The sequence below is a fragment of the Streptomyces sp. NPDC042364 genome (assembly GCF_056437585.1).
Map to the genome: position 1 here is coordinate 359,375 of NZ_JBWKAJ010000004.1, position 26,660 is coordinate 386,034.

Annotated in this window: 28 protein-coding genes and 1 pseudogene; 15 read left to right on the forward strand and 14 right to left on the reverse strand. The window is 69.0% G+C overall.

What is annotated here, in order from left to right; all coding sequences use genetic code 11:
• Positions 1–3: 3 nt before the first annotated feature.
• The 5 genes and pseudogenes from AC067N_RS11060 to AC067N_RS11080 form a co-directional block, all read right to left on the reverse strand.
• Positions 4–195: pseudogene (locus AC067N_RS11060) on the reverse strand (flavoprotein); the annotation flags it as partial.
• 224 nt (positions 196–419) lie between these two features.
• Positions 420–1,121 carry an SDR family NAD(P)-dependent oxidoreductase gene (locus AC067N_RS11065; RefSeq protein ID WP_478678585.1) on the reverse strand — a complete coding sequence of 234 codons (702 nt, stop codon included), beginning with the start codon at positions 1,119–1,121 and terminating at the stop codon, positions 420–422.
• A 56-nt stretch (positions 1,122–1,177) separates the two neighbouring features.
• The gene (locus AC067N_RS11070) at positions 1,178–1,840 is read right to left on the reverse strand and encodes an NAD(P)-dependent oxidoreductase (protein WP_478678586.1); all 663 of its coding nucleotides are present in this window, start codon (positions 1,838–1,840) and stop codon (positions 1,178–1,180) included.
• Positions 1,841–1,865: 25 nt separating this feature from the next.
• On the reverse strand, positions 1,866–2,510 hold the full coding sequence (locus AC067N_RS11075) for an FMN-dependent NADH-azoreductase (RefSeq protein ID WP_274249577.1): 645 nt from the start codon (positions 2,508–2,510) through the stop codon (positions 1,866–1,868).
• A gap of 41 nt (positions 2,511–2,551) precedes the next feature.
• On the reverse strand, positions 2,552–3,265 hold the full coding sequence (locus AC067N_RS11080) for a DsbA family oxidoreductase (protein WP_478678587.1): 714 nt from the start codon (positions 3,263–3,265) through the stop codon (positions 2,552–2,554).
• 98 nt (positions 3,266–3,363) lie between these two features.
• On the opposite strand from AC067N_RS11080, the gene AC067N_RS11085 reads away from it, so the two are divergent.
• Positions 3,364–3,789 carry a winged helix-turn-helix transcriptional regulator gene (locus AC067N_RS11085; protein WP_120051528.1) on the forward strand — a complete coding sequence of 142 codons (426 nt, stop codon included), beginning with the start codon at positions 3,364–3,366 and terminating at the stop codon, positions 3,787–3,789.
• A gap of 33 nt (positions 3,790–3,822) precedes the next feature.
• Here the strand turns inward: AC067N_RS11085 and AC067N_RS11090 are convergent, their stop codons facing one another.
• The 3 genes from AC067N_RS11090 to AC067N_RS11100 all read right to left on the reverse strand — a co-directional run bounded on the left by AC067N_RS11090 (position 3,823) and on the right by AC067N_RS11100 (position 5,902).
• Complete coding sequence (locus AC067N_RS11090; RefSeq protein ID WP_478678588.1) at positions 3,823–3,954, reverse strand: hypothetical protein; 132 nt, start codon at positions 3,952–3,954, stop codon at positions 3,823–3,825.
• A 1,312-nt stretch (positions 3,955–5,266) separates the two neighbouring features.
• Positions 5,267–5,395 carry a hypothetical protein gene (locus tag AC067N_RS11095; protein ID WP_274241407.1) on the reverse strand — a complete coding sequence of 43 codons (129 nt, stop codon included), beginning with the start codon at positions 5,393–5,395 and terminating at the stop codon, positions 5,267–5,269.
• 135 nt (positions 5,396–5,530) lie between these two features.
• Complete coding sequence (locus AC067N_RS11100; protein WP_274241406.1) at positions 5,531–5,902, reverse strand: hypothetical protein; 372 nt, start codon at positions 5,900–5,902, stop codon at positions 5,531–5,533.
• Between the two features lie 166 nt (positions 5,903–6,068).
• Here AC067N_RS11100 and AC067N_RS11105 point away from each other — a divergent pair, with 166 nt between their 5' ends.
• Both AC067N_RS11105 and AC067N_RS11110 read left to right on the forward strand, forming a co-directional pair.
• On the forward strand, positions 6,069–7,325 hold the full coding sequence (locus AC067N_RS11105; protein WP_274241405.1) for a helix-turn-helix transcriptional regulator: 1,257 nt from the start codon (positions 6,069–6,071) through the stop codon (positions 7,323–7,325).
• Positions 7,326–7,339: 14 nt separating this feature from the next.
• On the forward strand, positions 7,340–7,705 hold the full coding sequence (locus tag AC067N_RS11110) for a hypothetical protein (protein WP_274241404.1): 366 nt from the start codon (positions 7,340–7,342) through the stop codon (positions 7,703–7,705).
• 330 nt (positions 7,706–8,035) lie between these two features.
• Here AC067N_RS11110 and AC067N_RS11115 read toward each other — a convergent pair whose 3' ends face one another.
• The 3 genes from AC067N_RS11115 to AC067N_RS11125 all read right to left on the reverse strand — a co-directional run bounded on the left by AC067N_RS11115 (position 8,036) and on the right by AC067N_RS11125 (position 9,092).
• A complete protein-coding gene (locus AC067N_RS11115) occupies positions 8,036–8,449 on the reverse strand; it encodes a peptidase associated/transthyretin-like domain-containing protein (RefSeq protein ID WP_478678718.1) in 414 nt (137 codons plus the stop codon).
• 36 nt (positions 8,450–8,485) lie between these two features.
• Positions 8,486–8,656 (reverse strand): hypothetical protein, encoded by a 171-nt coding sequence (locus AC067N_RS11120; protein ID WP_391242630.1) that lies wholly within the window; start codon positions 8,654–8,656, stop codon positions 8,486–8,488.
• Between the two features lie 61 nt (positions 8,657–8,717).
• Positions 8,718–9,092, reverse strand: a complete 375-nt coding sequence (locus tag AC067N_RS11125) for a DoxX family protein (protein WP_478678589.1) — start codon at positions 9,090–9,092, stop codon at positions 8,718–8,720.
• Between the two features lie 117 nt (positions 9,093–9,209).
• Between AC067N_RS11125 and AC067N_RS11130 the strand changes: the two genes are divergently transcribed.
• From AC067N_RS11130 to AC067N_RS11150, 5 genes are all read left to right on the forward strand, one after another.
• Complete coding sequence (locus tag AC067N_RS11130) at positions 9,210–9,722, forward strand: MarR family winged helix-turn-helix transcriptional regulator (RefSeq protein WP_391242636.1); 513 nt, start codon at positions 9,210–9,212, stop codon at positions 9,720–9,722.
• A 282-nt stretch (positions 9,723–10,004) separates the two neighbouring features.
• Entirely contained in the window at positions 10,005–10,238 is a 234-nt protein-coding gene (locus tag AC067N_RS11135; RefSeq protein WP_478678590.1) for a hypothetical protein, read from the forward strand.
• Between the two features lie 5 nt (positions 10,239–10,243).
• Complete coding sequence (locus AC067N_RS11140) at positions 10,244–10,369, forward strand: hypothetical protein (RefSeq protein WP_478678591.1); 126 nt, start codon at positions 10,244–10,246, stop codon at positions 10,367–10,369.
• Between the two features lie 68 nt (positions 10,370–10,437).
• Positions 10,438–11,256, forward strand: coding sequence for an SDR family NAD(P)-dependent oxidoreductase (locus AC067N_RS11145; RefSeq protein ID WP_391242639.1), 819 nt, complete (start codon positions 10,438–10,440; stop codon positions 11,254–11,256).
• A gap of 128 nt (positions 11,257–11,384) precedes the next feature.
• Positions 11,385–12,335, forward strand: coding sequence for an IS481 family transposase (locus AC067N_RS11150; protein WP_478678592.1), 951 nt, complete (start codon positions 11,385–11,387; stop codon positions 12,333–12,335).
• A 546-nt stretch (positions 12,336–12,881) separates the two neighbouring features.
• Here the strand turns inward: AC067N_RS11150 and AC067N_RS11155 are convergent.
• Genes AC067N_RS11155 through AC067N_RS11165 form a run of 3 tightly spaced genes read right to left on the reverse strand, consistent with a single transcriptional unit; the run spans position 12,882 to position 15,044 of the window.
• Positions 12,882–13,595: a tyrosine-type recombinase/integrase gene (locus tag AC067N_RS11155; RefSeq protein ID WP_478678593.1), complete on the reverse strand. Its 714-nt coding sequence runs from the start codon at positions 13,593–13,595 to the stop codon at positions 12,882–12,884.
• Positions 13,552–13,791: a hypothetical protein gene (locus AC067N_RS11160; RefSeq protein WP_478678594.1), complete on the reverse strand. Its 240-nt coding sequence runs from the start codon at positions 13,789–13,791 to the stop codon at positions 13,552–13,554. The genes AC067N_RS11155 and AC067N_RS11160 overlap by 44 nt, the downstream gene beginning before the upstream one ends.
• Positions 13,792–13,829: 38 nt before the next feature.
• Positions 13,830–15,044 (reverse strand): PP2C family protein-serine/threonine phosphatase, encoded by a 1,215-nt coding sequence (locus AC067N_RS11165; RefSeq protein WP_478678595.1) that lies wholly within the window; start codon positions 15,042–15,044, stop codon positions 13,830–13,832.
• A gap of 700 nt (positions 15,045–15,744) precedes the next feature.
• Between AC067N_RS11165 and AC067N_RS11170 the strand changes: the two genes are divergently transcribed.
• The 7 genes from AC067N_RS11170 to AC067N_RS11200 all read left to right on the forward strand — a co-directional run bounded on the left by AC067N_RS11170 (position 15,745) and on the right by AC067N_RS11200 (position 26,465).
• On the forward strand, positions 15,745–16,230 hold the full coding sequence (locus AC067N_RS11170) for a DUF4265 domain-containing protein (RefSeq protein WP_478678596.1): 486 nt from the start codon (positions 15,745–15,747) through the stop codon (positions 16,228–16,230).
• Positions 16,231–16,489: 259 nt separating this feature from the next.
• Positions 16,490–17,293: a DUF1963 domain-containing protein gene (locus tag AC067N_RS11175; RefSeq protein ID WP_478678597.1), complete on the forward strand. Its 804-nt coding sequence runs from the start codon at positions 16,490–16,492 to the stop codon at positions 17,291–17,293.
• Positions 17,294–17,489: 196 nt separating this feature from the next.
• Positions 17,490–18,008 (forward strand): hypothetical protein, encoded by a 519-nt coding sequence (locus AC067N_RS11180; RefSeq protein WP_478678719.1) that lies wholly within the window; start codon positions 17,490–17,492, stop codon positions 18,006–18,008.
• A gap of 253 nt (positions 18,009–18,261) precedes the next feature.
• Positions 18,262–18,387, forward strand: coding sequence for a hypothetical protein (locus AC067N_RS11185; RefSeq protein ID WP_478678598.1), 126 nt, complete (start codon positions 18,262–18,264; stop codon positions 18,385–18,387).
• A 932-nt stretch (positions 18,388–19,319) separates the two neighbouring features.
• A complete protein-coding gene (locus AC067N_RS11190; protein ID WP_478678599.1) occupies positions 19,320–25,475 on the forward strand; it encodes a DNRLRE domain-containing protein in 6,156 nt (2,051 codons plus the stop codon).
• 99 nt (positions 25,476–25,574) lie between these two features.
• Positions 25,575–25,901: a DUF7336 domain-containing protein gene (locus tag AC067N_RS11195; protein ID WP_478678600.1), complete on the forward strand. Its 327-nt coding sequence runs from the start codon at positions 25,575–25,577 to the stop codon at positions 25,899–25,901.
• 135 nt (positions 25,902–26,036) lie between these two features.
• Entirely contained in the window at positions 26,037–26,465 is a 429-nt protein-coding gene (locus tag AC067N_RS11200) for a hypothetical protein (RefSeq protein ID WP_478678601.1), read from the forward strand.
• The last annotated feature ends 195 nt before the right edge of the window (positions 26,466–26,660 follow it).

Below are 26,660 nucleotides of genomic sequence, written 5' to 3' on the forward strand. Positions count from 1 at the left end.
CTCTCACCGGTACCGGTCGGCTCCGCCGCCGGCCTTGGGCTTGTGGGGCTCGTACGCGCCGATCAGAACGCCCATCTCGCGCAGATGCTCCAGACTCCGGCGGTAGGCGGGGTGGGCGGCCTGGGCCGAGTTCAGGTACGGCAGGACAGCGGTCAGGATGCCCATGCCGTACGCCTCGCACAGGATGCCCAGAGAGGGTTCTCGTCTCGGTTGGGCGGGGATCAGCGAGAACGGCCAGGGTGCTGCCGGTTGGTGAGGTCCGGGGCGCGGCGCAGCAGGCCCCGTTTCTCCAACCTGGCCGCGACCGTCGCGGTGCCGTACGGGCCAGCGGGTTTTCACCGCCACGCCGCGCAGCTATGCGGTGTTGCAGTCGGTGTCAGGAATGTGTTTCCAGATCGGCGGCCCACCGCGGAGCGGGGTTACGCCTGTGGGTAGACCTCCTCGACCCGGTCGCGCTTGGTGTACATCTCCCAGTAGAGCGAGGCGAGGTCGGCCGGGTCTACGACGGGGAACTCGCTCGCGGCCCCCGACGCCCCGGCAGCCTTCGCAGCCTCGCTACCGCCGATGAACGCGGCGACCGACAGGGTGCCCGCGTAGACCCCGGACTCGGCGAGTTCGCCGTTGAGGGAGTGCAGCCAGTTGCGGGCGGCGGCCATCAGCGGGCCGACGCCGCTGGCGTTGGCCATGGGGTGGACCGCGGTCGCTCCGGTGGTCATCAGCAGGGCGCCGTCGCCGCGCTCGGTCCACTCGGGCAGCACGGCCTGGACGATGGCCAGCGGGGTGAGCACGAGCAGCGGCATGTCTTGGATCAGGGTGGCCGGTTCGAGCCGCGCGGCCGGGGTGAAGCCAACGCTGGGGATGGGGCCGTACTCGATGACATCGATCCGGCCGAACCGCTCGCGGATGGACTCGATCACCGTGGGGATCTCCTCCGGCGCGGACAGGTCGGCGGTGAAGCCTGCCGCCTCGATGCCCTCGCCGCCCAGCTGGTCGACCAGCGCGTCGAGGCGGTCCTTGCGCCGGGCCACCAGAGCGACGCGGAAGCCCTCGCCGGCGAATCGACGGGCGACGGAGGCGCCGAGGCCGGGGCCGGCACCGAAGATCACGATCACTTTGGGCATGGGTACTCCTCCAAGTGCCGTCACAGTGACGGTGGATGACGGATGAGGTGGTTGGGTCAGCCCTTGGCGTTCCACACCAACGGCGCCTTGCGAATCCAGGTGGCCTGCTCGATGGCATCGAGAAGGAAGCCGGCGAGGTCGGCGCGGTTGATCCGGGGCCCCGGCTTGGTCTTGCCGGTCTCGGCGGCCTTCAGCGGGCCGCTGGCGGGCTTGTCGGTCAGTGCGACGGCCCGTGCGAGGGTCCAGTCGGCGCCGGAGGCTCGGACCAGGCGGTCGACGCCGTCGTGGTCGGCGAAGCTGACCTTGAGGTTGGACAGCTTGATCGCGGCCTTGACCGCGGGGTTGAGCCGGTCCCAATCGTCTCCGGCGCCCTGGGTGGAGGTCAGGACGATCCGGCGGATGCCCTGCTCGCCCATCACGGTCAAGGTGTCGCGGGCCGCGTCGCTCATGAAGTGCGGCGGGCTGATCGGCTTGGCCCAGGGGTTGTCGGAGGCCCGGGCGTTGTTCAGGACGCTGATGACCGCGGTCGTGCCATGGGCGGCCTTGCGCAGGTCGTCGATGTTGGCGGGTGTGCCCTGGATCAGCTCGACGCCGTCCGGGGCCTGGACGGCGCCGGGGTTGCGCACCAGAGCGCGGACACGGTGCCCACGCTCGGCGGCTTGGGCGAGCACGTGCGTTCCGGTGCGGCCGCTGCCGCCGAGCACGAGCAGGTCAGTCATGGGAATCACCTGGAGTGAAGAGAGGTCAGGCGGCACTCGGGGTGCCGAGGGCGGCGGCAAGACGGCGGGCCTGGTCGTGGGCGTCGGCCAGGGATGCCTCGTGCAGCGGGATGAGCGAGGCCAGCGCCGGGGCGTGGGGCGCCATGGTCAGGTCGGCTGTCACCGCGGTCACGTCCAGGCCGAGGAGGTTGGGGTTGCCCAGGACCGCTTCCAGCGCGGGCACCACGTAGTCCAGGCCGTGATTGGGTGTGCCAGGCCCGTAGCCGCCGCCTCGGGCGGAGATCAGCACGGCCGGCCGTCCCTCGGCGGGAGAGGGACCGGCGTGGTTCAGGGTGCGGCCGTCGACGATGATCTGGTCCAGCCACGCCTTGAACACCGATGGCATCGAGAGGTTGTACATCGGCACCGTGAACAGGTAGGCGTCGGCGCCGAGGAACTCCGCGATCAGCTCGTCCTGGAGCGCAGCCGCCTTCGCCTGCTCGGGGGTGTGCTGGGCCGGGTCGGTGATGCGGGCCGTGATGCCCGCGGCGCTCAGGTGGGGCACCGGCGAGACGGCGAGGTCGCGGTGGACGACCGGGCCCTGCCACTGGTCGCGGAAGGACTGGGCGACCTGGCGGGAGACGGAGGCTTCGCCAAGCGAGGACGAGTCGATGTGCAGCAGATACGACATGGTGGTGGTGCCTTTCAACGAGACAGGGGAATGGTGAGGGGTCAGGGACGGGCGGGGACGGCGCAGCCGTCGGGGCCGCAGCCCGGGGCGTCGCCCACGGGGGTGAGGATGATGGGGTGGGTTTCGTCCCAGGCCGTTTGCAGCAGGTCGAGCAGGGTGTCGCTGTCCTGCGCGCCGGGGACGCCGTAGCGGCCGTCGACGACGATGAACGGAGCGCCGGTGGCGCCCAAGCCCTGAGCGCGGCGGGCGTCGTCCTTCACCTGGGTGCGGTAGCGGCGGTCGGTGAGGACCTGGCACGTCAGGCTGCGGTCGAGGCCCAGCTCGTCGGAGAGGTGGAGCAGGTCGTCCAGGGCGAAGACCGGCTCGGCCTTGCCGAAATAGGTACGGAAGATCGTGTCCCAGGCTTCGCGGTTCTTGCCCTCGGCGGAGGCGTGGGCCAGGAACTCGTGGGCCAGCTCGGTGTTGCCGACGACGTTGTCCAGCACCCGGTAGGGGCTCAGGCCCTCGGCGCCGGCGAGCGTCTCGATCTGCCGGGTCGCCGCCTTGGCCTGCGTGCCGCTGATGCCGTGCTTGCTCAGCAGGGCCTCGCTGACGCTGACCGTGCGGTCGGCGGGAAAGCCGCCAGCCAGCGGGAAGGAGCGGTGGACCACGTCCACCTGGTCGCTGTGCTCGAATCGCTCCACGGCCCGGTCCAGACGGTGGCTGCCAAGCCCGCACCAGGGGCAGGTGACCTCGGCCCAGATCTCTACCTTCATAGCCCCGACCTCCAATTCCTCTTATTTGTTCGTAACGCCATGATGCGCCAGTATGGAAGGCGGTACAAAAGGCACATCGGTGTGCGTGACAGAGAGGAATGGGCGCCATGCAGGACAGCGCGGAGACCGGGATGGCGGCGGCGGTCGGGCCGTGCGCGAGCATCCCCGCCGATCACATGGCCTTCATCCGCCAGGTCCTCGACCGCGTGGGTGACAAGTGGAGCATGTTGATCATCGCCGTCCTGGAGGTCGGCCCGATGCGTTACACCGACTTGCAGCGCCAGATCCCGGGCATCTCCCAGCGGATGCTGACCCACACCCTGCGCCAGCTCACCGAGGACGGCCTGATCAGCCGCACCGCCTACGCCGAGGTGCCGCCGCGCGTCGAGTACGCCCTCACCCCGCTAGGCGGCGGTCTGAACGAGATCGTCAAGCAGCTGATCGGCTGGGCGGCCCACCACCACGACGAGATCCGCGCCAACCGCTCCCGCCCGGGCGCCGCAGCATCCCCGTCACGGTCCTGAACCGCGGCGCCCACCGCCTCGGCCGGCTCGGCGTCAGCAGGCCGTGGCCGAGGGGGCCACGGTCCAGCCGTTGCCACCGACGGTGGGGCTGCCGCCGCTGAAGACCACGACCGAAAAGAAGCCGACTTGCTCGTCGGTGATCTGGCACTGTTCGTTGTGCGGCACCGGCACTCTTTGGTCTCCTGATAGAAGGCTCCCGCCGGGTCGTGCGGCAATCCGCGCTCCCGTACTCCACCGGGCACGAACGGCGGGTACTGCATGGCCGGGACAGCGGTGTCCCACAGCCCGAAGTGATCCACCAACCTGCGGCGACGGTCCTGCTGAAGCCGACCGATTCGTCCGCCTATGAGCAGCCCGAACGTGTGGACGGAGCCGAAGCCGGCCGCGGCGGCCGAGAGAGCCACGTTGCCCGAGTCGGCCCCGCCGGACACCTCCACGCCGACGCAGCTCACCGTAGAACGCCACCCGGCCACGGCCTCGGTCAGCAGCGCATCGAACGCCTCCACCGGGTCAACACCCGCGCGCAGCCTTCGAGGCTCCAGCACGTGCTGAGCGGGCTCGGGGTAGAGGAGCGTGAGTCCCGCGGTCGTGAAGAGGGCCGTGGCGCGTTCCGTGAGCCGGTACACGCCGTCAAAGAGGGTGTCGGGGCTGTAGCGATGTCGGCGAGTCAAGGTGCGCGCCATGGCCCGGGGATTGAGTCGGTCGGGTCGCAGGTGGGGTCGTAGGTCAGCTAAGTCCCATGAGCCGTACAGGTCTTCTCCGGCCGCGACGAGGTACAGCGGCGCGGTGCCGAACACACCCGCTGAAACCTGAACCTCGTCCGGGCGCAGGAACAGGGACGTGAAGTCCACCTCCCCGCCCTTGTCCTCCCTCACCAGCGCGTGGACGCCGGATCCATCGCCCGGCACAAGTTCGGCTTCCAGGGCGGCTACGTGAGCGGGTCGGATCCAGCTCTGCCCGTTGACCCACCGGTCTGTGTCCCAGCGCCAGGCTGTGCTTCGGGTGTCGGCCAGCCGCACACGAAACGAAAGCACCTGCTTCCCCCTCGGTCATGGGGCGGTGGAGCAGGGTGCTCAACCCTGCTCCACCGCGTTCATGGGCTGATCAGCTGCAGTGGTCGCCGTTGTTGTCGCCACCGCCGGGCATCTTGTCGAGCAGCGCTGCGTCCATGCTGGGGACGCCGGTGATCAGGTGGCCGGTGAACAGGTCGTCGATGTTCATGGTCGTTCCTCTCCTACGGAGTGAGTGGATGAGCCCCGCGAAGTGCGGAGCCCTGGACCCGTCCCGGCCGCGGGCAGACCCGGCGGCCAAGACGGGGGTTCATCAGGTGCTGCTGCCACGGCGGCAGGGCGCCGGTGTGCCGTGGTGGGATCCCGCCCTGGCCGCTGGGGAGTTGTTGAGCCCGCCCCGGTGGGGAGCCGGGTCTCCCTGAGGGCTCGCGCAGCCAGAGCGGGAGTCAGTGAGTGCCCGTCGAGGGCTAGGAGCGGTCGAAGTACCAGAAGGCCCAGGCGACCGGTGCGGTGGAGGCGATGATCAGAGCTGACAGCAGCCACTGGCGCCAGCCATAGGGGCCACGGCGCCGGTTGCTGCGCTGGCTGTTCTTCATTGTTCGCGGTGACCCTTCTCGGGTTGCCGGACGACGGGCGGGAGGCCGGGTGAACTGATGAAGAGGCGCCTTGCCCGCTTCTGGTCAGGCAGGGTCGCTCCGGGTGGACGCATGGGCAGTTCGATGGGGGCTTCGTCAGGCATCGGCTTCGTCCTGTTCCTGCGACTCGCGGTAGACGTCGGCGAAGCGCCTGGTGAGCAGGCCGACTTCACGCATGTACTGGTAGGCACCGAAGTGAGTGGACTCCGCGGTGGGCCGGCGCGTCAGGTCGAGAACCCGGTAGCCCTCCCGGAACAGCGCCTGCACGGCCGGGTCCTCGTCGAAGCCCAGGTCCTCGGCCATCAGCGCTCTGAGGTGACCAACCAGATCCCGGGTCGTCGCGTCGATCATCGGGCGCTCGGGCATCGCCAGCCCGACGGCAAGCGCGGTGGCCACGCTCTCGTCGACCGCCTCCATGACGATCGGGAGCTGCGCAGCCTCGGACGACATGGCGCTCTGTGTTCCCATGCCCGCACCCCTTCTCCGGTGTCCACCGTTGTCGTGGCTGACAACGTCCAGAAAACCGGAGCGGGTTGGCGCGGACCACGGCATCCATGAGGCACTCCTGGGACACTCATGGGACAGATCAGCGCCGCCAGGGTAGAGAGGGCCGGGAACGTGGAAAGGGGGTGGCATGGGGCTTGCGGAGCGGCGCAGGGCGCTGGGCTACAGTCAGGAAGAGCTCGCGCACGCCCTCGGCGTCGACCGGCGCACGATCGGCCGCTGGGAGACCCGGACCACCACACCCCAGCCGCCCTTACGGCCACGGCTGGCCGAGCTGCTGCACCTCGACCTTGATGAACTCGACGCCCTGGTGGGACAGCCACAAGCAGCCCGTCCGGAGTCGGCAGGGTCGCCGCCTCGCGACCACCACGGCTCAGGGGACCCCGACGACATGATCCGACGCCAGTTTCTGCGCGCCATAGCCGTCACCAGCGCCCTCGTGGCCCTGCCCGCCGACGACAGCGCCGCCCTCACTGACGGAGCCCACCGCGGGACGTCCGAGGACTTCCTGCGCATGAACGGCCACCTGTGGCAGGTGTATCAACTCGCCCGCGCCAAGGGCTCCGTGTACCCGATCGTCCGCGACCAGCTCACCACGCTCAACGACACCCTCGACGGCCAGCCGGCATCTGAATCCCAGGCCCTGTGCGGCGCGGCCGGCGACCTCTTCCAGCTCGCCGGTGAGCTGGCCTTCGACGGCAACCGCTACACCGACGCAGCGGCGTCCTACACGCTCGCCGCCTCCGCGAGCAAGGAAGCCCAGTCGTACGACCTCTGGGCATGCGCCCTGGTCCGACACGCATACGTCGATCTGTACGAACGGCGTTACGCCGAGGCCGCCACCGCACTCTCGGCGGCTGAGCGGGTGGCGCGGCGAGGAGACAGCTCCCTGTCCACCCGCCACTGGGTCGCCTCCGTTCAAGCCGAGGCGTATGCCGGACTCGGGAACCTGTCCGCCTGCGAGCGCGCCTTGGACGAGGCGGAGAAGGTCACGGACCTGGGCGGCCCGTTCCACAACGGCGGCTGGCTCCGCTTCGACGGCTCCCGCCTCGCCGAGGAACGCGGCGCCCGCTACCTCCAACTCGGCCGCCTCGACCTCGCCGAGAAGGCCCTCACCGCTGCTTTGCGCCAGGACGTACTCGCCTCCGGGCAGTCCTTCCGGCGCCGCGGCGCCGTCCTGACCGACCTCGCGTCCATCGGCGCCAAGCGGCACGACCCGGACCAGGTCCTCACCTACGGCCGCGAGGCCCTGCAACTCGCCCGAGCGACGTCCTCCGGCTACGTCGCCCGTAAACTCCAGGGGCTACGAACCGACCTCGGCCCCCTCGCCCGCGACGCTCGTGTGGTCGAACTGGGCGCCGAGATCGACGCACTGTGCACGACGTGACGAGAGGGGAAGGCATGTCGCAGATCGAGGGCGCACGCGTGTTCCGCGAGGCTTGGATCACCGGCGTTCGAAAGCACTTCCCTGGCGAACCGAAGCCCGGCTACATCACCCCCTGGGAAGAGACACCGGAGTGGGAGCGCCAGGCCGCCGGGGCCGTGTACGAGCAGGTGCGCCAGTTCCTCGACCTCAGCGACCGCCACGCCTCCCGGCTTACCCGCGAGCAGAAGAGCCGCTTCGTCGCGACCTGCTGGACCGCGCAGATGTACAAGCACTTCGACGACCCCAAGCCCGGCTACGTGGCCGACTGGCCCGACCTGCCCGACTGGCAGAAGGAAACCGACGCCGACATCTTCGAGGCCATCGAAGACGCCTCGAAGTAGCCCCGCACTCGCTGGAGGAGAATCGCCCCTGGGTGCGCTGCCTGCGATGGTGCTGGTGCCGACCCTTCGTCCCGTGGCCTAGGTGTTCTGCCCACAGAGGTTAGGAGCGGTAAACGACGCCTGGGCTGAACCAGACATCTGGCCGAGCCGTGTCGCCACACTGGCAAGAGCGGGGCGACACGGCGGATTCTCAAGAAGGGGCGACGGTCACGCTGAATGACGCAATGAGTCCGTTCTGCAGATGACCGGGTTTCACTGCTTGTACGTCCAGGAGTAGGTCCTTGCCGCCGGCGGACCGGTAGACGAGGTCGTCGGCGTTGGGCAGCCGTTCTAGCGTGGTGTGCTGGTTGTAGGGCGGGAATGCCTCGATGGCCTTGTTGTACTCCTCGGGCAGGTACAGCTGCCCGAGGAGTACACCTCGCGGCCGTCGACCCGGACCTTGAGGTGGATGTGGATGCTGCGGGTGAAGTACAAGCCCGGGTAGATGGTGTCGAAGCCGGCCGTTCCGTCGGCGTCTGTGCTCTGGGAGCCTCGTAGGAATCGTGATGCGTCGGTGGGCGGGGCGTGGCCGGACTCGTTCATGGTCGGCAGCGTGTCGGGGTCGTGGGCGAGGTGCCCGGAGTAATGGCCGAGCGCGTCACAGTGCCACACGTCGACCTCGGCGCCCTGGATCGGTGCGTCCTGGTCGGCGTCGAGCACGGTGATTCGCAGCTGGAGCGGAACGCCGGGACGGCCATCGGCGATGTCCGCTCGCTGCCGGGCCTCGCGGTCGGCGGATACCTAATAGGGGCCTTCGGTCGTCTGCGGGGAGGCGCCCGTAGTGGGCCCGCGGCCCGCGTCGGCGCCGGAGAGGACATCCGTTGCAGGTTGTCCGTGGGCCGCCAGAATCGCCTGCAGCGCAGCGACCTGCGCGTCGGCGGTGATGACGCCGTTGTTCTCCTCGGGGAGCATGGCTCCTCCTTCTCGTTTCGTGGCCCGCGTTCGAAGCGGGCCGGTGCTCGTCGCGGAGGGGTCAGAAGGCGTGCGCGCCGAAGCGGCCCCAGGCGACGACGGCGGCGAGCGCCAGCAGGACGACGTTGACGGTGATCATCTGGGACTCTTTGCGTCGACCGTGTGTGACGGCCGCGCCGAGCATCAGCACGCTCAGGCCCGTGGCGGCCACCGGCGCCAGGATCTCCGCGACGCCGACGAGCGGCGGCAGGATCAGGCCCAGCGCGGCAAGTACCTCAAGCGCGCCGATCAGCTTGACGGGCCCCGCGCCGAAGTCCTCGGCCCAGCCGAGCCCGGAGACGGCCAGCTGCTGCGGCGAACGGGTCAGCTTCATCGCTCCGGCCACGAGGAACACGGCGGCCAGCAAACCGGCGACGATCCACAGGAAGACGTTCATCGAACCTCACCACTCCATCCAGTAACTTCAAGCATGGAGCAACTCTATCGCAGATTCACTTCAAGCTAAGAGTGAGTCGGTTCGCTATTTGCTCCATGCTTGGAGTACATTGGAGGTATGGAGGACGCACCGGACACCGCCGAGCCGCGCTGGCTCGACCCCGATGAACAGCAGCAGTGGTACGCGTTCGCTTATGTGCTGACCCAGCTGCCGGCCGCTCTTGAGGCGCGAATGCAGCAGGATGCGGGCATCGCCCACTTCGAGTACGTGGTGCTGTCCGTCCTGTCGATGGCGCCGGAGCGGACCCTGCGGATGAGCGAGCTCGCCCAGTACGCGGGCAGCACGCTCTCCCGGCTGTCGAACGTCGTGATCCGCCTGGAGAAGCGCGGCTGGGTGCAGCGCCGCCCCGACCCATCCGACGGTCGCGTCACCCTGGCCACCCTCACCGACGGCGGCATGGACAAGGTCACCGCTGCCGCCCCCAGCCATGTCGACGCGGTCCGCCGCCTGGTCTTCGACCCGCTGACCAAGGCGCAGCAGCGTCAGCTCGGCGCCGTCTCCCAGCGCATCCTCGGCGCGCTCGACGCACCGTGCCCCACGAACTGGGCACCACCCGGCACGGTCGAGTAGCCCGGCCGGGACTTCCCCCGCCCACGCGCTTCCCGAACTTCACCCGGCCTCGCGGCGGGGACCCACTCCCCACCACAAGGAGCTTCGCCATTCCCACTATCGCCATCGTCGGAGCCGGTCCCGGCCTCGGTCTGTCCAATGCCAAGGTCTTCGGCGGCCACGGCTACGACGTCGCCCTGATCTCCCGTACACACCCTGGTCACCGAGCTCACCGAGAGGGGCATCACCGCGGAGGGCTTCGCCGCCGACCCCGACCAGCTCACCAGCGCGCTCAAGAGCGCGATGGCCCGGTTCGGGCAGATCGACGTACTGGGGTTCTCCCCGTACGCGGGCCTGACCATGACCGCGCCCAAGGACGTCACCCTCGACGCCCTGCATCCGCAGATCGACAGCCTTCTGTACGGTGCCGTCGCCGCCGTCCAGGCCGTGCTGCCCCGGATGCTCGAAGCCCAGGCCGGCCAGCGCAACTGGCCCTCAACCTCCACAACACCCTGGCCGAATAGGGCATCTACGTAGCCAACGTGGCCATCAACCTGATGATCGCCGCTCAGGCTCCCGAAGGCGTCCCGCACCGCGCGCCCGACGAGATCGCCCTCGACTACTGGAACACCCGCCGCGAACAGGCCGAGCACCTCATCGGCGCCTGAGCCAGGCCCACCGACCGCGGGCGGCCCCGGCCGAGACCGGGGCCGCCCGCCCCTTTCCCCGGAGCATCATGAAGACCATCGTCATCGCCGGCGGCAACAGCGGCATCGGCCTCCAGTCCGCCCGCACCCTCCTCGCCGAGGGCAACCGCCTGCTCATACTCGGCCGCGACCCGGGAAAGGGCGAGGCCGCACTCGCCTCCTTCGGCGCCGCCGCCAGCCGCGCGTCGTTCCTCGCCGCAGACCTGTCCACGCACGACGGCGTCCGCGACGCCGCCCGCCGCATCCTCGACGAGAACGAGAACATCGACACCCTCGTCCACACCACCGGCGTGCTCACCATGGCGGAGAGCCGCACCGCCGACGGGCTCCACCCGTTCTTCGCGGTCAACTACCTCTCCCGCTACCACCTCACCCAGCTCCTCCTGCCCGCGCTGCGCCGCGCCGAGCGCCCGGTCGTGCTGATGATGACCGCAGCGGTCGCACCCACCGAAGAGGCCGACTTCGCTCGTTTCCCCGAGTTCACCGGCTTCAACTTCAGCCGCGACCGCAAGCCGGTCCAGCTCGGCAATCACCACTACGCCGCCCACCTCACCCGCACCGAGCCCGGCCTCGCCGCCGGCGTGATCAACGCGGGCGGCGTCAAGACCGACATCATGCGCGCCGCCCCCTGGTACATGCGTGCCGGAGCCAAGGTCCTCGGCCCGATCATCTTCGACTCCGTCGAGACCGCTGCGCACAACGTCATCGAAGCCACCCGCCAGGGCGACTGGCAGTCACCTCTCTACTGGGGCAAGCCCGGCCGCTTCGAGCAGCGTGTGCCGATCGCTCTCGACACCGCGACCACCCAAGCCCTCATGGACACCTCCCGCACCCTCACCGGCGCCTGACAACACACCACCCCGCCTCGGCCCGCGCGCTCACAGTCCTCAACAAGCCGACCTGCGCGCGGGTTTACCTTCTCCACCGTCCGAGATTCGCCGAACCCCGCGCTTCTCCATGCAGAACCAGAAGGCCCATGCCTCACCGCAACGCACCCCTGACCGAAACCGGCCGCCTCCGCCTGGCCCTCTGCGTGGTGCGCGACGGATGGCCGTTACGACGCGCAGCCGAACGCTTCCAGGTCTCACCCACCACCGCCAAGCGATGGGCCGACCGATACCGCGAACAGGGCGAGGCCGGAATGCGCGACCGCTCCAGTCGCCCTCACCACAGCCCGCGCCGCACGCCGACCCGCACCGAGAGGCGAATCATCAAGGTCAGGATCCTGCGCCGCTGGGGGCCCGCCCGCATCGGATACCTGCTCGGGGTGAATCCCGCCACGGTGCATCGAGTTCTCACCCGCTACCGGATCACCCGCCTGACTCATCTCGACCGCGCCACGGGCCGCGCCATCAGACGCTACGAGCACCACGCCCCGGGCGAACTGGTGCACGTCGACATCAAGAAACTCGGCAACTTCCTCGACGGGGGCGGCCACCAGGTTCTGGGCCGGGCCGGCCGAAAGAACCGCTCCGGCGGCGGCTACAGCTACCTGCACAACGCCGTGGACGACCACTCCAGGCTGGCCTACAGCGAGATCCTTCCCGACGAAAAACAGGAGACGGCCACCGCGTTCTGGACCCGCGCCCAGGACTACTTCACGCAGGCCGGGATCACCGTCCGCCGGGTCCTCACGGACAACGGCTCCTGCTACCGCTCAGGCACATGGCGCGAAACGCTGCTCGCTGCAGGGATTACTCACAAACGCACCCGCCCCTACCGCCCTCAAACCAACGGCAAAGTTGAACGCTTCAACCGCACCCTTCTTGATGAGTGGGCATATGCCAGGCCCTACCGCACAGAGCGAGAACGGCGCGACGCCTTCGACGTGTGGCTACACCACTACAACCACCATCGCGGACACACCGCGCTGAAGGGGCAACCGCCAGCCAGTCGTGTCCCCAACCTCACGGGGCAATACACCTAGGACATGAGCGCCCGACCGCAGTCACCGGATTCTGCTGGCGCATCAGGTCGCCGTCGCGGCAGATGCTGTCCGGCTGGCCAGCGTTGATGGCGAAGACGAAGGTGCGCATGCAGAAGATCCCGGCTCCTGCGCCCGGGCAGACGGTTAACGGAGTCGTTGTGCCGGAGTAGCAGACCTCTCAGCCACTCTTGACCCGCCACGCACGACCGGGACATCGATGATTCCATGTGCTCCTGCAACGGCACCTTGCCGACCGAGGCTCGTCTCCGGAAGCCGGCTTTCCGTCAGCCCGTGAGAAGCGCTCCCCGCACCTCCGAGCCAACCGCGTGCCCATAGCGTGCCCATAAGACCGGTAAACCACGGTCAACAGCGGTGCGATCCCGCACCCTCGGACGTCACGTCACAGCACATACACCCAGGTCAGAAGCTATTCGCCTCCGCAAGCGCCGTCGCTTCCCAAGCTGAGAGCGCGAGTTCGATTCTCGTCACCCGCTCCATGAAGAAGGCCCAGGTCATAGACCTGGGCCGTTTTGCTGTCCGCTGTGATCACTCGCCGCGTGCCAGATTCGTGCCAGAAGGATCGTCGGGCCCCTTGTCGCGCTGGGTCTCTCTGGCCGCAGCCCGAGCCTTCCTCACGGTCGCATCCAGCCCGGCGGCGACCTCTTCCTGCCGCTCGTCGTCGGAGTGCTGATAGATCAGCGCCGCCTTCTCCGAGGACTGCCCGGCACGCACCATGGTGTCTTTGAGCGTGGCACCGGAGCGCGCGGACAGCGTGTGCCCGGTGTGCCGGAGGTCGTAGAACCGGAAGCCCTCGGGCATCCCGACGACCTCTCGCGCCCGCCGCCACTTTCGCCCGAAGGTGCTGCGCCGGAACGGAGCGCCCTTCTCCCCCACGAAGATCAGCCCATCGGGGCCCGGCTCGGCGTAGCTCTCCAGATGCCGGCGGAGCTCCCGGCGGAGGAACGCGGGAAGAATCACAGTCCGGGTGCCCGCCTCCGACTTGGTGTCGTCCTGGACGCGCCGCCCGTTCATCCGCTCGGGCTCGGCGAGACGGACGCGGACGCGAAGGTTGTCGAGGTCGACGTCTCGGCGACGGAGGCCGGCCACTTCCTCCGGTCGCATCGGGCCGCACGCGCCGAGGTAGACCGTGAGCCGCCACCGCATCCCGACCGCTTCGACGAGGGCATCGACCTGGGCGACGGTCGCGATGCGCCGCTCATGCAGCCAGGTGCTCGGCGATTCCGCACTGACCCAGCACAAGTTCGACGGGCTGCAGGGCGACCCCGGGACGGGCGGCCGGCTTGCCGAACTGCCGGTCGACGTCTACTGGCCCGGCCATCAACTCGTGGTCGAATACCGGGGACTCCAGCAGTTCTGGGCCGCCCGACAGGTGGAGTTGCAGCCGCTGGGGAGGGACCGCGTCGTCTCTTCCGGTGGTGCGGGTCTTGTGCTGCATCGGCGGGCGGAGACCTGCAGTGTGATCGCTGAGACGCCTCACAGGCTGACGACGACCAGGGCGGTGTCGTCTGTGACGCCTTCGGCGGGGATCAGGTCGTTCATCACAGCATCGGCGAGTGCTCCGGGGGTGGTGAGTTCCTTGTGGCGGATCAGGGCGTCGGTGAGTTGGCTGAGTCCGGTGTCGATGTCCTGGTGGCGGCGTTCGATGAGTCCGTCGGTGTAGAGCAGGAGGGTGTCGCCGTCGGTGAAGGCGGCGGTGGCTTCCGGCCGAGGACTGGACTCGAAGACGGCATCCAGCGGCGGATCGGTCGCCTGGTCCAACAACTCCACCGTGCCGTCGGTACGAAGAAGGACCGGAGGGGGGTGGCCTGCGCTGGAGTAGGTGATGAGGTGGCGGCTGAAGTCGATGAAGGCGGTCACCGCGGTGGTCGACTCGGCGCCGGTGACGCAATGCGCGTACCGGCCGAGGACCTCGAGGGCCTGTGCGGGGCCGGTGGCGACCAGGGAGGTGGCGGACAGGGCGCTGCGGAGCTGGCCCATGATGCCTGCGGCCTCCAGGCCGTGGCCGACGACATCGCCCACGGCCACGGCGATCTTGTCGCCGTCCTGGAGTTGGACCAGGTCGTACCAATCGCCACAGACATTGAGGGAGCCGACCGCGGGCCGGTAGCGGACGGCGAACCGGTGAGGGCCGATCGGGGGCGGAACGGGGAGCATGGCGCGCTGCAGGGCGAGGGCGACCTCACGCTCGCGGGCGTGAGCGCGACGCAGGCGCTCGTTGATTTCGTGCAGCTGCCGCATCCGGCTGAAGAGCTCGGCCTCGAGCTGGAGTGAGCCGTCCGGCCGACTGGTGGCGCGCAGGAGTTCAGTGACTTCCTCGACGCGGTGGATCACCAGGGCGATCTGGCCGTCGGGCGCGAAGACGGGCGCGTTGACCACGCTCCAGTAGCGTTCCTCCCAATGGCCGGGGCGCTGCGCGGATTCCACGTCGTAGCGCTGCAGGTCCATGTCGATCTTGCGGTTGGCCAGGACCTCGCGCAGGGATGCCTCCAGGTGGCGGGCATCGGAGGCTGCCGGGTCCCGCGGGCTGCCGGGGAAGGCGTCGAAGAGGTAGCGGCCCACCACCTGGTCGCGGCTGCGTCCGGCCTGGCGCAGCCACGCGAGGTTGGCGTCGGCGAAGACCAGCTCGGGCGTCAGCAGAGCGACCGCGCCCGGCAGCGCTTGGAACACTGCCGCGTAGTCGATAGTCATGGATTCAGAATATGGACACATGGTGCGCTTCACGCTTACCGGCATCCTCCTGATGGAGACCCGGGCCTTCCTCTGTCGGCGACAACCCGATCAAGAAGCTAAGGCCCTGGTTGGGAGGTCCTCTGGGTCCACCCATACCGCTTCATAGCCGATGGGACACCCTTCTCGCTGTGCACCGAGTGCGACTCGTTGTGGTGGCCGGGCGAAGCGGTTGAGGTGGCTCACGCGAAGTTCCTCGATGATGTCGTCGCGGAACGCCTCGGCGTAGCGGGAAACCCGTGGGGCAGTCTGGTCTGGGCCGACGTCATCGAGCCGGCTCCAGACCACGGTGCTTAGCCCGCCGCACCACAAGCGCACCAGATAGAGCGGGGAGTAGCGGGGAACCACGGTGAAAGCCGCCCTGCCCGAGGCCACCACGACCAGGACGTTCGCCCAGGTCAGTGCCCGAACCAACCGAAAATGACCCCAGCTTCCCAAACTGATGGGTCAGCACCGTTGTAGCGGCCTGGCCGTCGTGGCTCACTCTGGTCGACGGCACTGGCAGCAGCGAGACACACGCGCGCCTGATCGGTCGGCGCGCCCGCCGTCGTGGCTGGCTGTCGTCGGCTGAGGCGCAGACGAATCCATGTCCCCGCTCTGAGTAGGCGTCTCCGTTCACCCACCTACGACAGGCGCGGCAGGACTGTGCATCCTGGGCACCATGACGAACCCCGAAGGCCCGTACGTGAAGGTTCACTTTCGGCTTGAGATCGAGGACGACTGGCCCCCGGCATCGGTGGAGAGCCTGTGGGCCGTCGACCATGGCGATGGCACCGCGCGGCTCGACAACATCCCGTGGTTCGTTCAGGGCATCGCATGCGGGGACGTCGTGGTTACCGAGCCCGACGAAGAAGGCGTGCACTGGGCCGGTGAAGTGGTTCGGCGTTCCGAGAACTGCACCATCCGCCTCATCGTGCTCCGTGACAGCGGCTCGGGAGCCGCACGGCAGAGCGTGATCAACGCGTTTCACGAACTCGGCGTCTGCGGCGAGGGCATAGAACGGTTCCGCATGGTCGCCCTGGACGTCCCACCCACTGCCGATCTTGCCAAGGCGCAACGACTCCTCAAGCACGGTGTGGCCAAGGAGTGGTGGGACATGGAAGAGGGCTGCATCACCGCCGAATGGCGGGCCGTGTCGGCTGGCTGACGCGGTTCATGGGGCTCATGGCTGGGCCGTCCCTGGGCCGTCCGAGGACGCTCAACAGTGGCCAACAACGACCAACGACCACCACCAGGCGCACGATCCCACCGCCCCTGACCAGCACAAACCCAGCTCACCAAGATCCCCGGCAAGACCCAGGGCAAGAGGAAGCTTTCGGGGTGGGCATCCGCATGGAGATCTGTTCGCGCGCCAGGAAGTAGCCTGCCCAGCAGCTGTGGCTGTCTATCCGAGGAGGTCCCCGCCCGTGACGCAGGGTTTCGCAGGACCGCCTCACGACCTGGACGACCTCATACCCGAGCTCGCAGTTCTCGGCCGGCAGACGACGCTGCTCTTGCCGAAGAGCGGATCCCCCGGAGTCCGGGAGAGCTCCCTGGGCGGCCCCATGCTCTGGCCCCTCGATGAACCCTGGCCCTCCTGCGGACAACCAGGTCACTGGGCTTGGCCCCATGAGAAGAACCCGGCCGGTACGGTCCCCATGGTCCCAGTGGTCCAGCTCTTCGCACGAGACGTGCCCCAGCTGTCGTTCCCCGAAGGTATGGACGTACTCCAGCTGGTCTGGTGCCCGTTGATCCATCCTCACGACCAGGCGTGCGCCGCCCTGCCGAAGCTGTACTGGCGCAACGAGGCGGACGTGCTCAACACCGGCATGCTCCAGCCAGTACCCGCCCCCCAGGAGGGCGAGTACGAAGAGGAGTTCATGCCCAATCCGTGCATGGTGTCCCCCACCTCGGTGGTGGAGTACCCGAACTGGGACCTGCCGCAGGAACTTCGGCAAACCTTGCAGCCTCGCATCGAAGAGCTGGAAGAGCGCTACGGCATGGAGTACTCGCTGCTGGCGTGTGCACTGCAGAATAAGGTCGGCGGGTACCCAGCCTGGAACCAGCCGCCCGACTGGCCCGCCTGCGATCATGGCCACCGCATGGAACACCTGCTCAGCGTCACCCCGGAGGAAGACCTGGACATGGTCATGGGAGACCTCGGCGGCATCTATGTATTCCTCTGCCGCCAATGCCCCGAACTGCCCTACGCACACCGCTACGACTGCTAAAGCACAGCTACCGACAACAGGCGTGCCAGACGCGTGCCAGATCGTGCCGGGAACCACGGGGAACACCGGGGAACCAGTCGACCGCTCACCACACCTCGACGCTGCTCCGCCGCAGGTCAGCCCCCGAAAAGGCCCCAAATACCCTTAGCTTCCCACGCTCATGGCCAACCGCTGCCGGTAGCCTGGGCCGGTGTCGATGGATCAGGGGTCCGAGGGTGCCCTTCAGCTGAAGTGGGAACTGATGGGCCACGGTTGGGCCCGATGCCACCTGGCTGATGGCTCTCAGGCAGCATCGATGATCGCCAGTTACTGCACTGACGCGTTGGCGGACCTCGTAGCAGGCACAGGCGAGTTGTACGGGCAGAAGCGTTCAGCCCGGTTCTTCTTCGACGCCGAGCCCCAAGAGATTCGTTGGGTGCTCCGCAAAACGGACCAGATGATCAACGTGACCATCTACAGGTTCCCCGACGTCGCCGTCAGCCCCGACCTTCCGGATTCCGACGGCACGGTGATGTGGCAGTCGACCCATCCGCGGCCCACATTCGCTCACGCTGTTCTGACTGCGGCCCACACTGTGCTCAAGGAGCACGACCAGGCCGGCTACCTCGCCAGGTGGGCCATGCATCCCTACCCTGTCGCACTGGTCCAGGACCTCCGCAGACTGCACATGCGCGACGACGTCTGCGACCTACCCCACGATCTGTCGTGCCCGTAGAGGGACGCCTTTCCGTCTCGGTTTCCGTCTCATCAGCCCCGTTCACGACCATTCAGCGAGGACCGCACGCCGGGATCGTCTCGCGGTCCCACCGCCCTTGAACTTATGTGAACGCCCCCGCACCACGGCCTCCACCCCACCAACACACTGGGAGAGCGTGCACCCTCGGTGTCTGACGGTTCCTGAGTACCCGAAGCTCGGGTATGGCCCTGAACCGAGCGCTGCTCCATCGACGACCGCTCGCGTAAGTGCGGTGACCGACACCACCACCAGAGTCTTCACATGGGAGGCCGGCCCACGCATCGAGGTCCGTAACCTGGGCGGCGAGATCGGCTCCGGGGTCTCCCAGTCCTGCGGGGCCTTCGCCGCCGAGGAGTAGCAGGGCCGAACGAGTCGGATCAAAGGCGAAGATGATTCGAATCTCGGACCGGCCACCTGACCCCGGCGTCAGCTCCTTGCGGTGGTGGTGCAGGCCCGATCCCTTCAGCCGGTCCACAAGAGGACGGCCCAGAGTCGGAGGGGCGTCACGCAGCGCGGCAACGGCCTGGGCGACCTGGGAGGCAGAGCCGAGATCCCCTTGATCAGCCACTTGGACCACGCCGCGTACTCATCGGTGGCCTTGATCGCCCGGCCCAAGACGACGCAGGGTTCCCGCACGGTGTCTCGGCCGTGACCCTCGCCGACCGCTACGGCCGCTGGTACGCGCAGCCCGCGGCCGCCACTCGCGGCCTGCGCGAGGAGGAACCCGGCACCCGACCTCCCGGAGCGCCGCAGACTCGGCCTCCTGGGCCGGCCCGAGAAGAGATGGCGCGACCCGGGCCTCTCCGAGCCGTGCCTCAGCCGTCCGCATCCGTATCCGTATCCGTATCCGTATCCGCGTCCGTATCCGTATCCGCGTCCGCGTCCGTATCCGTATCCGCGTCCGCGTCCGCGTCCGTGTCCGCATGCGCGTCCGCGTCCGCGTCCGCGTGCGACAGCCGACCTGGCCCGATCTCCATCCGGCCCGGGAAGAACCGTCGTTCCCAACTCCGCCCGCTCGCGCCCTCGTTGCACGTGTGACATGTCACAGGAAGCAATAGGGGAATCCCGCGGACTCATTGCGGTGATCCAAGCCCTTTTGCCCCTTCCGGCGGCAGCTAGGTTTCACAACGACCACATTCTTTACAGCTGCCTTACATGTGGCGGCTCAGAACCGAATACGGGTGGATGTTGAGACCCCAGGGGGATTCGTCCTCTCCTTTCCGGAGAAGGACCGTTTGGCATGAGCGCAGCAGATATCTGCGCTGGACGGCCGGTGGCCTGGCCGCCGCCGTGTCCGTGACCCTGCTGCAGGGGCCGGCCGCGGCCGCTCCGCAGGAGAAGCCCACCAAGCCCGAGGCGGCGACCACCGCCGCGGACATCGCGTCCGCGAAGGTCGCGGCGCGGCTGTCGGGCAAGCGGGTGGAGGCGCTGTCGGAGCGCACCGAGACCTCCACGACCTGGGTGAACAAGGACGGCAGCCTCACCACGGAGATGTCGGCCGGGCCGGTGCGCTTCGAGCGCGACGGCACCTGGGTCGACGTCGACGTGGAGCTGCGCGATTCCGGTGACGGCGTGGAGCCGGTGGCGCACCCGCGCGGGCTGCGGCTGGCGGGCCGGACCGGTACGCCCGCGAAGTCGCTGAAGGCGGCGCAGCAGTCGAAGGCCGTCGACCTGGTCACCCTGGGCGAGGGCGACGAGCAGATCACCCTGCGCTGGAAGGGCGGCCTGCCGGAGCCGAGGCTGGACGGGACGCGGGCGGAGTACGTCAACGCCGTGCCCGGCGCCGACGTCGTCGTCGAGGCGACCCGCACCGGCTTCGAGCAGTACGTCGAGATCAAGGAGAAGCCGGCCACCGGCACGTTCTCCTACACGCTGCCGCTGGAGACCGACGGGCTGAAGGTCGATCAGCTGAAGAACGGTGGACTGCAGTTCACCGACGAGAAGAACAAGAAGCGGGCCGTCATGCCCGCGCCGGTGATGTGGGACTCCACCGTCGACAAGCGCTCCGGCGAGCACACCCGCCGGGTGCCGGTGTCGATGAAGGTGGTCGAGAGGGACGAGAAGGGCACGGGCGTCGACCTGGTGGTCACTCCCGACCCCGAGTTCCTCGCCGACCCCGGGACCCGGTATCCGGTGACGGTGGACCCGTCGACGTCCTCGCTGTCGAACGTCTTCGACACCTATGTGCAGCAGGGCGAGACGGTCGACTGGTCGTCCGACACGGAGCTGGACTTCGGCAACCCGGGCACCACCAACGCCGACGGCACGCCCCGCACGGCGCAGTCCTTCATCAGCTGGAACACCTCGCCCGTCGCCGACGCCCTGGTCACCAGCGCGAAGCTGAGCCTGTGGAACTTCCACTCCGGCAACCATCCGGAATGCGCGGCGCAGTCGTGGGAGGTGTGGTCCGCCGGGGCCGCGTCGACGTCCTCCCGGTGGTCGAACCGCCCCTCGATGACGGCGAAGAAGGCCACCTCCACCGAGACCCGCGGCAACGCCTCGTGCACCTCCCAGCCGGACGGCTGGATCAACGCCGACGTGACCGCGCTGGTGCAGGAGTGGGCCTCGGCCAAGGCCACCCGCGGCCACATGGGTCTGCGCGCGACGAGCGAGTCGGCCGTGACGCAGTGGAAGCGGGTCAACTCCGCGAACGCGGCGGCCAATCCGCCGAAGCTGGTGCTGAACTACAACTTCCGGCCGAAGACGGGCACCAGGCAGGAGGCCGGTCCGCCGTTCTTCTCCTACGGCGGCGCCTACGTGGTGAACACCACCACGCCGACGCTGCGCGACACCTTCGTCGACGCCGACGGTGACAAGGTCAACGGCACCTTCCAGATCTTCGACAACGCCACCGACGCCCAGGTCGGCGAGGTGATCGTCTCCAAGTACGTGGCCTCCGGGGCCGCGGCGTCGGTCACCGTACCGTCCGGAGTGCTGAGCAACGGCAAGACGTACAAGTTCCGCACCAACCCCTACGACGGCAAGCACTACAACACCGGCTGGTCGGCGTGGAAGACGTTCACCGTCGACACCTCGGCCCCGTCCGCCCCGGCGCAGATCACGTCCACGGACTACCCGGCCGGCCAGTGGGTCAAGGGCGCCGGTCAGGCCGGCACCTTCACCGTCACCCCGCCCTCGGCCGACCACAACTGGCTGGAGTGGTCGCTGGACGGCCTGACCTGGACCAGGGTCGCCACCGGCGGTGCGGGCGCCGCCAAGGCGATATCCGTGACCCCGCCCAGGAACGGCACCCACACCCTCCAGGTGCGGTCCGTCGACAAGGCGGACAACAAGTCCGAGGCCAGGGAGTACACCTTCCACGCCGGTTCCGGCGGCTTCCTCCAGCCGGCCGACGGCGAGCGCACCGCACGCCGGCTGCCGCTGGTCGCCGAGGCCGAAGGCGGCAAGTACGACAAGGTCTCCTTCTCCTGGCGCCGCTCCGAGGCCGACGCCTGGGCGAAGATCCCCGTCGGGGACGTCACCTCCGGCGGCACGGCGCTGACCGCCTGGCCGGTCGGGCTGACGAACGGCAGGAACGCGGCGCTGGTCTGGAACGCCACCGGCACCGTCGACCCCGACGGCACGGTCCAGATCAAGGCCGACTTCACCGGCCCGAACTCCGCCGCCGACAGCACCGAACCGCTGACCGTGGTCGTGGACCGCGACGCCGACGGCGCGGCCACCACCGAGGTCGGTCCCGGTTCGCTGAACCTGCTCACCGGTGACTACACGCTGACGGAGACCGACGCGTCGTTCTTCGGCATGGAGATGACACGGACCGCCTCCTCGCGCGACCCCGACCAGGGCGCGCAGCAGGAGGGTCAGGCCGCGATCTTCGGCAAGGAGTGGGTCGCCGGCACCGTCGCCGACGAGACCACCTCCGAGTACAGCCACATCCGCAGGGTCTCCGACACCGCCGTCGACGTGGTGCTCTCCGAGGGCGACGCGGTGCACTTCACCGCCAACGCGGCCAAGACCGGCTGGGTGCCCGAGCCCGGTGCCGAGGCGCTCACCCTCAAGGGAAGTGTCACCGGCTCGTTCACGCTGTCGGACACCGAGGGTTCGGTGACCACGTTCGCCAAGGCCGGTTCGGCGGCCACCACATGGCAGGTCTCCACCGCCCTGATCGACGGTCTGGGCAACACCACCACCAAGGTGGTCTCCGAGACCGTGACCGCGGGTGGCAGGACGCTGTCCCGTCCCAAGCGGATCATCGCCCCCACCTCGGCCGTCACGGCCGCCGCGTGCGAGGCCGATCCGTCCACCAGGGGCTGCCGGGTGCTGGAGTTCGTCTACGCCACCGCGACGACGGCGACCGGCACCGGGACGGACGCCGACTTCGGTGACTTCACCGGCCAGGTCAGGCAGATCAAGCTGTGGGCCACCGCCCCCGGCGCGACCGCCGCGACCTCGACGGCCGTGGCCACCTACCGGTACGACTCCGCCGGCCGGCTGCGTCAGCACTGGGACCCGCGGATCGGTCAGCAGGCCGAGACCCAGTACGCCTACGACGAGGGCCGGGTCACCTGGTACCAGCCGTCGGGCGTGCTGCCGTACACCTTCGACTACGGCAACGCCGGCGGCGGCACCGCCCCCGGCGCGGGGATGCTGCTCAGCGTCTCGCGTCCGACCCTGAAGCAGGGCTCGGCGGACACCACCGAGGGCAAGGCGGTCACCGGCATCGTCTACGGCGTCCCGCTCACCGGCGCCAAGGCACCGCACGCCATGGGCAGCGCAGACGTCGCGAAGTGGGGGCAGCTCGACGCCCCGAGCGACGCCACCGCCGTCTTCCCCGCCGACTCCGTGCCCTCGTCCCACGACGGCGCGAACCTCACCGGCGGCGGATACACCCGCGCCGAGGTGCACTACCTCGACGCCTCGGGCCGTACCGTCAACACGGCGGAGCCCGGCAGGCACATCAGCGCCACCGAGTACGACAGGTTCGGCAACACCGTCCGTGAACTGAGCGCGACCAACCGGGCGCTGGCGCTCGGTACGACGGACGCGCAGAAGGACGCGCTGACGGATCTGGGCATCATCTCCCGGCCCTCGGCCGAGCGCGCCCACCTGCTGTCGACGACCTCGCTGTTCAACGAGGCCGGCACCCGGGAGCTGGAGGAGTTCGGTCCGCTGCACCGGGTGGACCTGACCGAGGACCTCAAGGACGGGACCACCGCTCTGGTCAAGGCCGGCACCTCCGTGCCCGCCCGCACCTGGACGGTCAACGAGTACGACGAGGGACGGCCCACCGACGGCACGGCCAAGGTCAAGGACCAGATCACGCTCAAGATCGTCGGTGCCCGAGTCCGCGACCACTACTCGGTCATGGGTGAGAAGCGGGTCACCGAGACACAGTACGACTGGGCCAAGGGCCTGCCGAAGCTGGTCATCCAGGACTCCGGCGGCCTGAACCTGACGACCACCGCCGCGTACGACGCGCAGGGCCGGATCACGGACGTCGTGCCCCCGGCCGGCACCGGCGACGACGCCGCCACCCGGGTCACCGAGTACTGGGCGGCCGACGGCACCGGCTTCTGCAAGGGCCGCCCCGAGTGGGCCGACCAGGTCTGCTGGAGCGGACCCGCCGGAAAGATCACCGGCGGTGGCAGCCGGCCCGACGAGGTGACCGACTCCACCGTGGAGTACGGCTACTTCGGCCAGCCCACGAAGGTCACCGACACCGCGGGCAGCCAGTCGCGGACGACCACGCGGTCGTACGACGACGCGGGCCGCCCGCTGAAGACCACGGTGACCGGCGGCCTCGGCCAGGCGGTCCCGGAGTCCACCGTGGAGTACGACCCGGCGACGGGGGCGATCACCAAGATCACCTCGCCGACGGCGGGCACCATCACCAAGGCGTACGACGAACTCGGCCGCCTCATCTCGTACACCGACGCCGACGGCGGCCGGACCACCACCGCCTACGACGCGCTCGACCGCGTGGTCAAGGTCAGTGACTCCGTCCCCTCGACCGTCACCTACACCTACGACCACGGCGCCGAGCCGCGGGGACTGGTCACCAAGGCCGGCGACTCCGTCGCGGGTGACTTCTCCGCCACGTACGACGCGGACGGTTCCGTCACCTCCGAGAAGCTGCCCGGGGGTTACACCCTGAACGTCACCGAGGACGCCACCGGCGCCCCGACGTCCAGGTCCTACACCCGCGACAGCGACGGCACCACCGTCTACACCGACGTGGTGACCCGCTCCGCCCAGGGACGGGCCACCAGTCACTCCGGCTGGTCCGACCAGCGCTACGGCTACGACAGGGCCGGGCGTCTGACCACGGTCGAGGACACCGTCGGCGAGGTGTGCACCAAGCGCACGTACACCTTCGACAAGCGGTCGAACCGCACCGGTCTGACCACCGCGACGGGCCAGGTCTCGGGCGCCTGCCCCACCTCGGGAGGCACCACCACCACCCACGCCTACGACAGCGCCGACCGGCTCGTCGACTCCGGCTACTCCTACGACGCGTTCGGCCGCACCACCGCCCTGCCGGGCGGCACCGTCGACTACTACGCCAACGACCTCGCCTACCGGCAGACCGCGAACGGCAAGCGGCAGACCTGGCAGCTCGACGCGGCCATGCGCTTCCGCTCCTTCAAGACCGAGACCGGCAGTGGCTCCACCTGGACCCAGACCGGGTCCAAGGTCAACCACTACGGCGACGACAGCGACAACCCCCGCTGGCTCGTCGAGGACACCGGGAGCGGAGCCGTCAGCCGCAACGTGGCGTCCGTCTCCGGCGACCTGGCCGCGATCACCGGCAAGACCGGTGACACGGAGCTGCAGTTCACGACCGTCCACGGCGACGTGGCCCTCCAGCTCCCGCTGGACGTGAGCCGGGCACCGGTCGCCATCGACACGGACGAGTACGGCAACGTCCGGGAAAGCGGCGGCGCCGACCGCTACGGCTGGCTCGGCGCCAAGCAGCGCTCCGCCGAGACCCCGACCGGTCTCCTCCTCATGGGGGCCCGCCTCTACAACCCCACGACCGGCCGCTTCCTGTCCGTCGACCCCGTGCTGGGCGGCAGCTGCAACAGCTACGAGTACGTCTGCGGCGACCCGGTCAACCTGGTCGACCTCGACGGCAGGATGACGGCGGTCGCCCTGGTCGGCATGGCCGGCCTCGGCGTCAGCGCCGGCACGGTGCTCGCCGTGATCGGTGTGGGCGCGGTGGTCGCGATCATCGGCCTGATCTGGTGGAAGGGCAAGAAGTGGGCCATCAACAAGGTCCGCACCCTGTGGCGGGAGGCCCGCAAGTCCGGGAAGGCGAAGGGCAACGACGTGCCCGACTTCGCCAAGGGCCAACGCCGGGGGAAGAACGAGACGCTCGACGCTGCCACCGACCGGGTCATGAAGAAGGGCGGGTATCAGAAACCCTTCAAGAAGGGGCCGGGATCCGTCTACAACAAGGTTCGCAAGTACCTGTCCCGCAACTGAGCAGGACCTGAGGCCCAGAACAACCGAGGAGCCGCGGCCCGCGCCGGTGCACACGCCGAACGGGCCGCGGTCTCCCCTGTGAGACACGAGGTGATCACGATGGACGGACAGAGCCGGGCCTACCTGCTGTGGCACGTCAGGCACGCCGAGCCGGCCGACGGGTCGGAGGTCCAGCACTTCGCGGCGGACGACGACTTCTGGGCCGACGAGGAGGAGGGCGACGACGTCAAACTCCTGGGTGTCTACTCGAGCCGCGAGAAGGCCCGGGAGCGCATCGTCCGGGCCCGTCCGCTTCCGGGGTTCCGTGACGAGCCACAGTGCTTCTACATCGAGCCGTTCACCGTGGACGCCGACGAGTGGAAGGACGGCTTCCAGACCGTCATGCCCGGTGATGGGGACTCCGGCATGACGGAGGAGTCGGACTGAACCACCCTGGGCCGGGGTACGGCCCGACGAACCTCGGGGTGCGGTGCCGATCGGCACCGCACCCCGAAGTGCATCGCCGTCGGCAGTTCAGCGCCTGATCCAGCGCCCGGGGGATGCGGAGTAGGCTCCCCAGCCATGCCGATGCAGCCAGAGGAGATCTTCGAGCCGGTAGCCCATGACCTGCGCGTATGCGGCCTCGCCGCCCGCCTGGAGTACGGAGCCGAAGGCGTCGACGATCCCGACGACTGGCGCACGCTCGTCGTCGACGGTGTCCGGATCGCTCCCGTGGAGTTCTCCCCGGATCTGGCCGACGAGCCCCCGGGGGCGGCTGTGCGGCCGGTCGCCTTCCACGTTCAGGCGGCTCTCCTGGCGAACCTGCAGCTCCTTCGCGGCAGGCGGCCGTGGCCTGCCTGCCGCGAAGGACACCCGCATCCCATGGAGCTGTCGACAGAGGGAGAAGAGGACTGGCCCGCCTGGCGCTGCCCCAGGAACCGGGCGTACCGCCTCCCCCTCGGCGAGCACCCAGGGGGACAGCACCCACCAGAACGGCCCGCGGCACCCTGATCGCGAATCGGCCGGCTTGCCGTCGGCCGGAGCCGGTCCACCCGGCCCACCTGCCGGTGCTGAAGTTCATGTCGGTCAGTGTCCGAGGACCACCTCGCACAGGCGTGGAGCAACTGCCCTGCCATGGAACGCTGTCCGCGAGCAGCTCTGCCTCCGCATCGACGAGGCTCTCACCGAGCAAGGAGTCGGCGTCAC

Coding starts and splice junctions, on each gene's coding strand:
- AC067N_RS11065 (WP_478678585.1), bottom strand. CDS start 1,121: ATGCCCAAAGTGATCGTGATCTTCGGTGCCGGCCCCGGCCTCGGCGCC.
- AC067N_RS11070 (WP_478678586.1), bottom strand. CDS start 1,840: ATGACTGACCTGCTCGTGCTCGGCGGCAGCGGCCGCACCGGAACGCAC.
- AC067N_RS11075 (WP_274249577.1), bottom strand. CDS start 2,510: ATGTCGTATCTGCTGCACATCGACTCGTCCTCGCTTGGCGAAGCCTCC.
- AC067N_RS11080 (WP_478678587.1), bottom strand. CDS start 3,265: ATGAAGGTAGAGATCTGGGCCGAGGTCACCTGCCCCTGGTGCGGGCTT.
- AC067N_RS11085 (WP_120051528.1), top strand. CDS start 3,364: ATGGGCGCCATGCAGGACAGCGCGGAGACCGGGATGGCGGCGGCGGTC.
- AC067N_RS11095 (WP_274241407.1), bottom strand. CDS start 5,395: ATGAAGAACAGCCAGCGCAGCAACCGGCGCCGTGGCCCCTATGGCTGG.
- AC067N_RS11100 (WP_274241406.1), bottom strand. CDS start 5,902: ATGGGAACACAGAGCGCCATGTCGTCCGAGGCTGCGCAGCTCCCGATC.
- AC067N_RS11105 (WP_274241405.1), top strand. CDS start 6,069: ATGGGGCTTGCGGAGCGGCGCAGGGCGCTGGGCTACAGTCAGGAAGAG.
- AC067N_RS11110 (WP_274241404.1), top strand. CDS start 7,340: ATGTCGCAGATCGAGGGCGCACGCGTGTTCCGCGAGGCTTGGATCACC.
- AC067N_RS11120 (WP_391242630.1), bottom strand. CDS start 8,656: ATGCTCCCCGAGGAGAACAACGGCGTCATCACCGCCGACGCGCAGGTC.
- AC067N_RS11125 (WP_478678589.1), bottom strand. CDS start 9,092: ATGAACGTCTTCCTGTGGATCGTCGCCGGTTTGCTGGCCGCCGTGTTC.
- AC067N_RS11130 (WP_391242636.1), top strand. CDS start 9,210: ATGGAGGACGCACCGGACACCGCCGAGCCGCGCTGGCTCGACCCCGAT.
- AC067N_RS11135 (WP_478678590.1), top strand. CDS start 10,005: ATGGCCCGGTTCGGGCAGATCGACGTACTGGGGTTCTCCCCGTACGCG.
- AC067N_RS11145 (WP_391242639.1), top strand. CDS start 10,438: ATGAAGACCATCGTCATCGCCGGCGGCAACAGCGGCATCGGCCTCCAG.
- AC067N_RS11150 (WP_478678592.1), top strand. CDS start 11,385: ATGCCTCACCGCAACGCACCCCTGACCGAAACCGGCCGCCTCCGCCTG.
- AC067N_RS11160 (WP_478678594.1), bottom strand. CDS start 13,791: ATGCAGCACAAGACCCGCACCACCGGAAGAGACGACGCGGTCCCTCCC.
- AC067N_RS11165 (WP_478678595.1), bottom strand. CDS start 15,044: ATGACTATCGACTACGCGGCAGTGTTCCAAGCGCTGCCGGGCGCGGTC.
- AC067N_RS11170 (WP_478678596.1), top strand. CDS start 15,745: ATGACGAACCCCGAAGGCCCGTACGTGAAGGTTCACTTTCGGCTTGAG.
- AC067N_RS11180 (WP_478678719.1), top strand. CDS start 17,490: ATGGATCAGGGGTCCGAGGGTGCCCTTCAGCTGAAGTGGGAACTGATG.
- AC067N_RS11195 (WP_478678600.1), top strand. CDS start 25,575: ATGGACGGACAGAGCCGGGCCTACCTGCTGTGGCACGTCAGGCACGCC.
- AC067N_RS11200 (WP_478678601.1), top strand. CDS start 26,037: ATGCCGATGCAGCCAGAGGAGATCTTCGAGCCGGTAGCCCATGACCTG.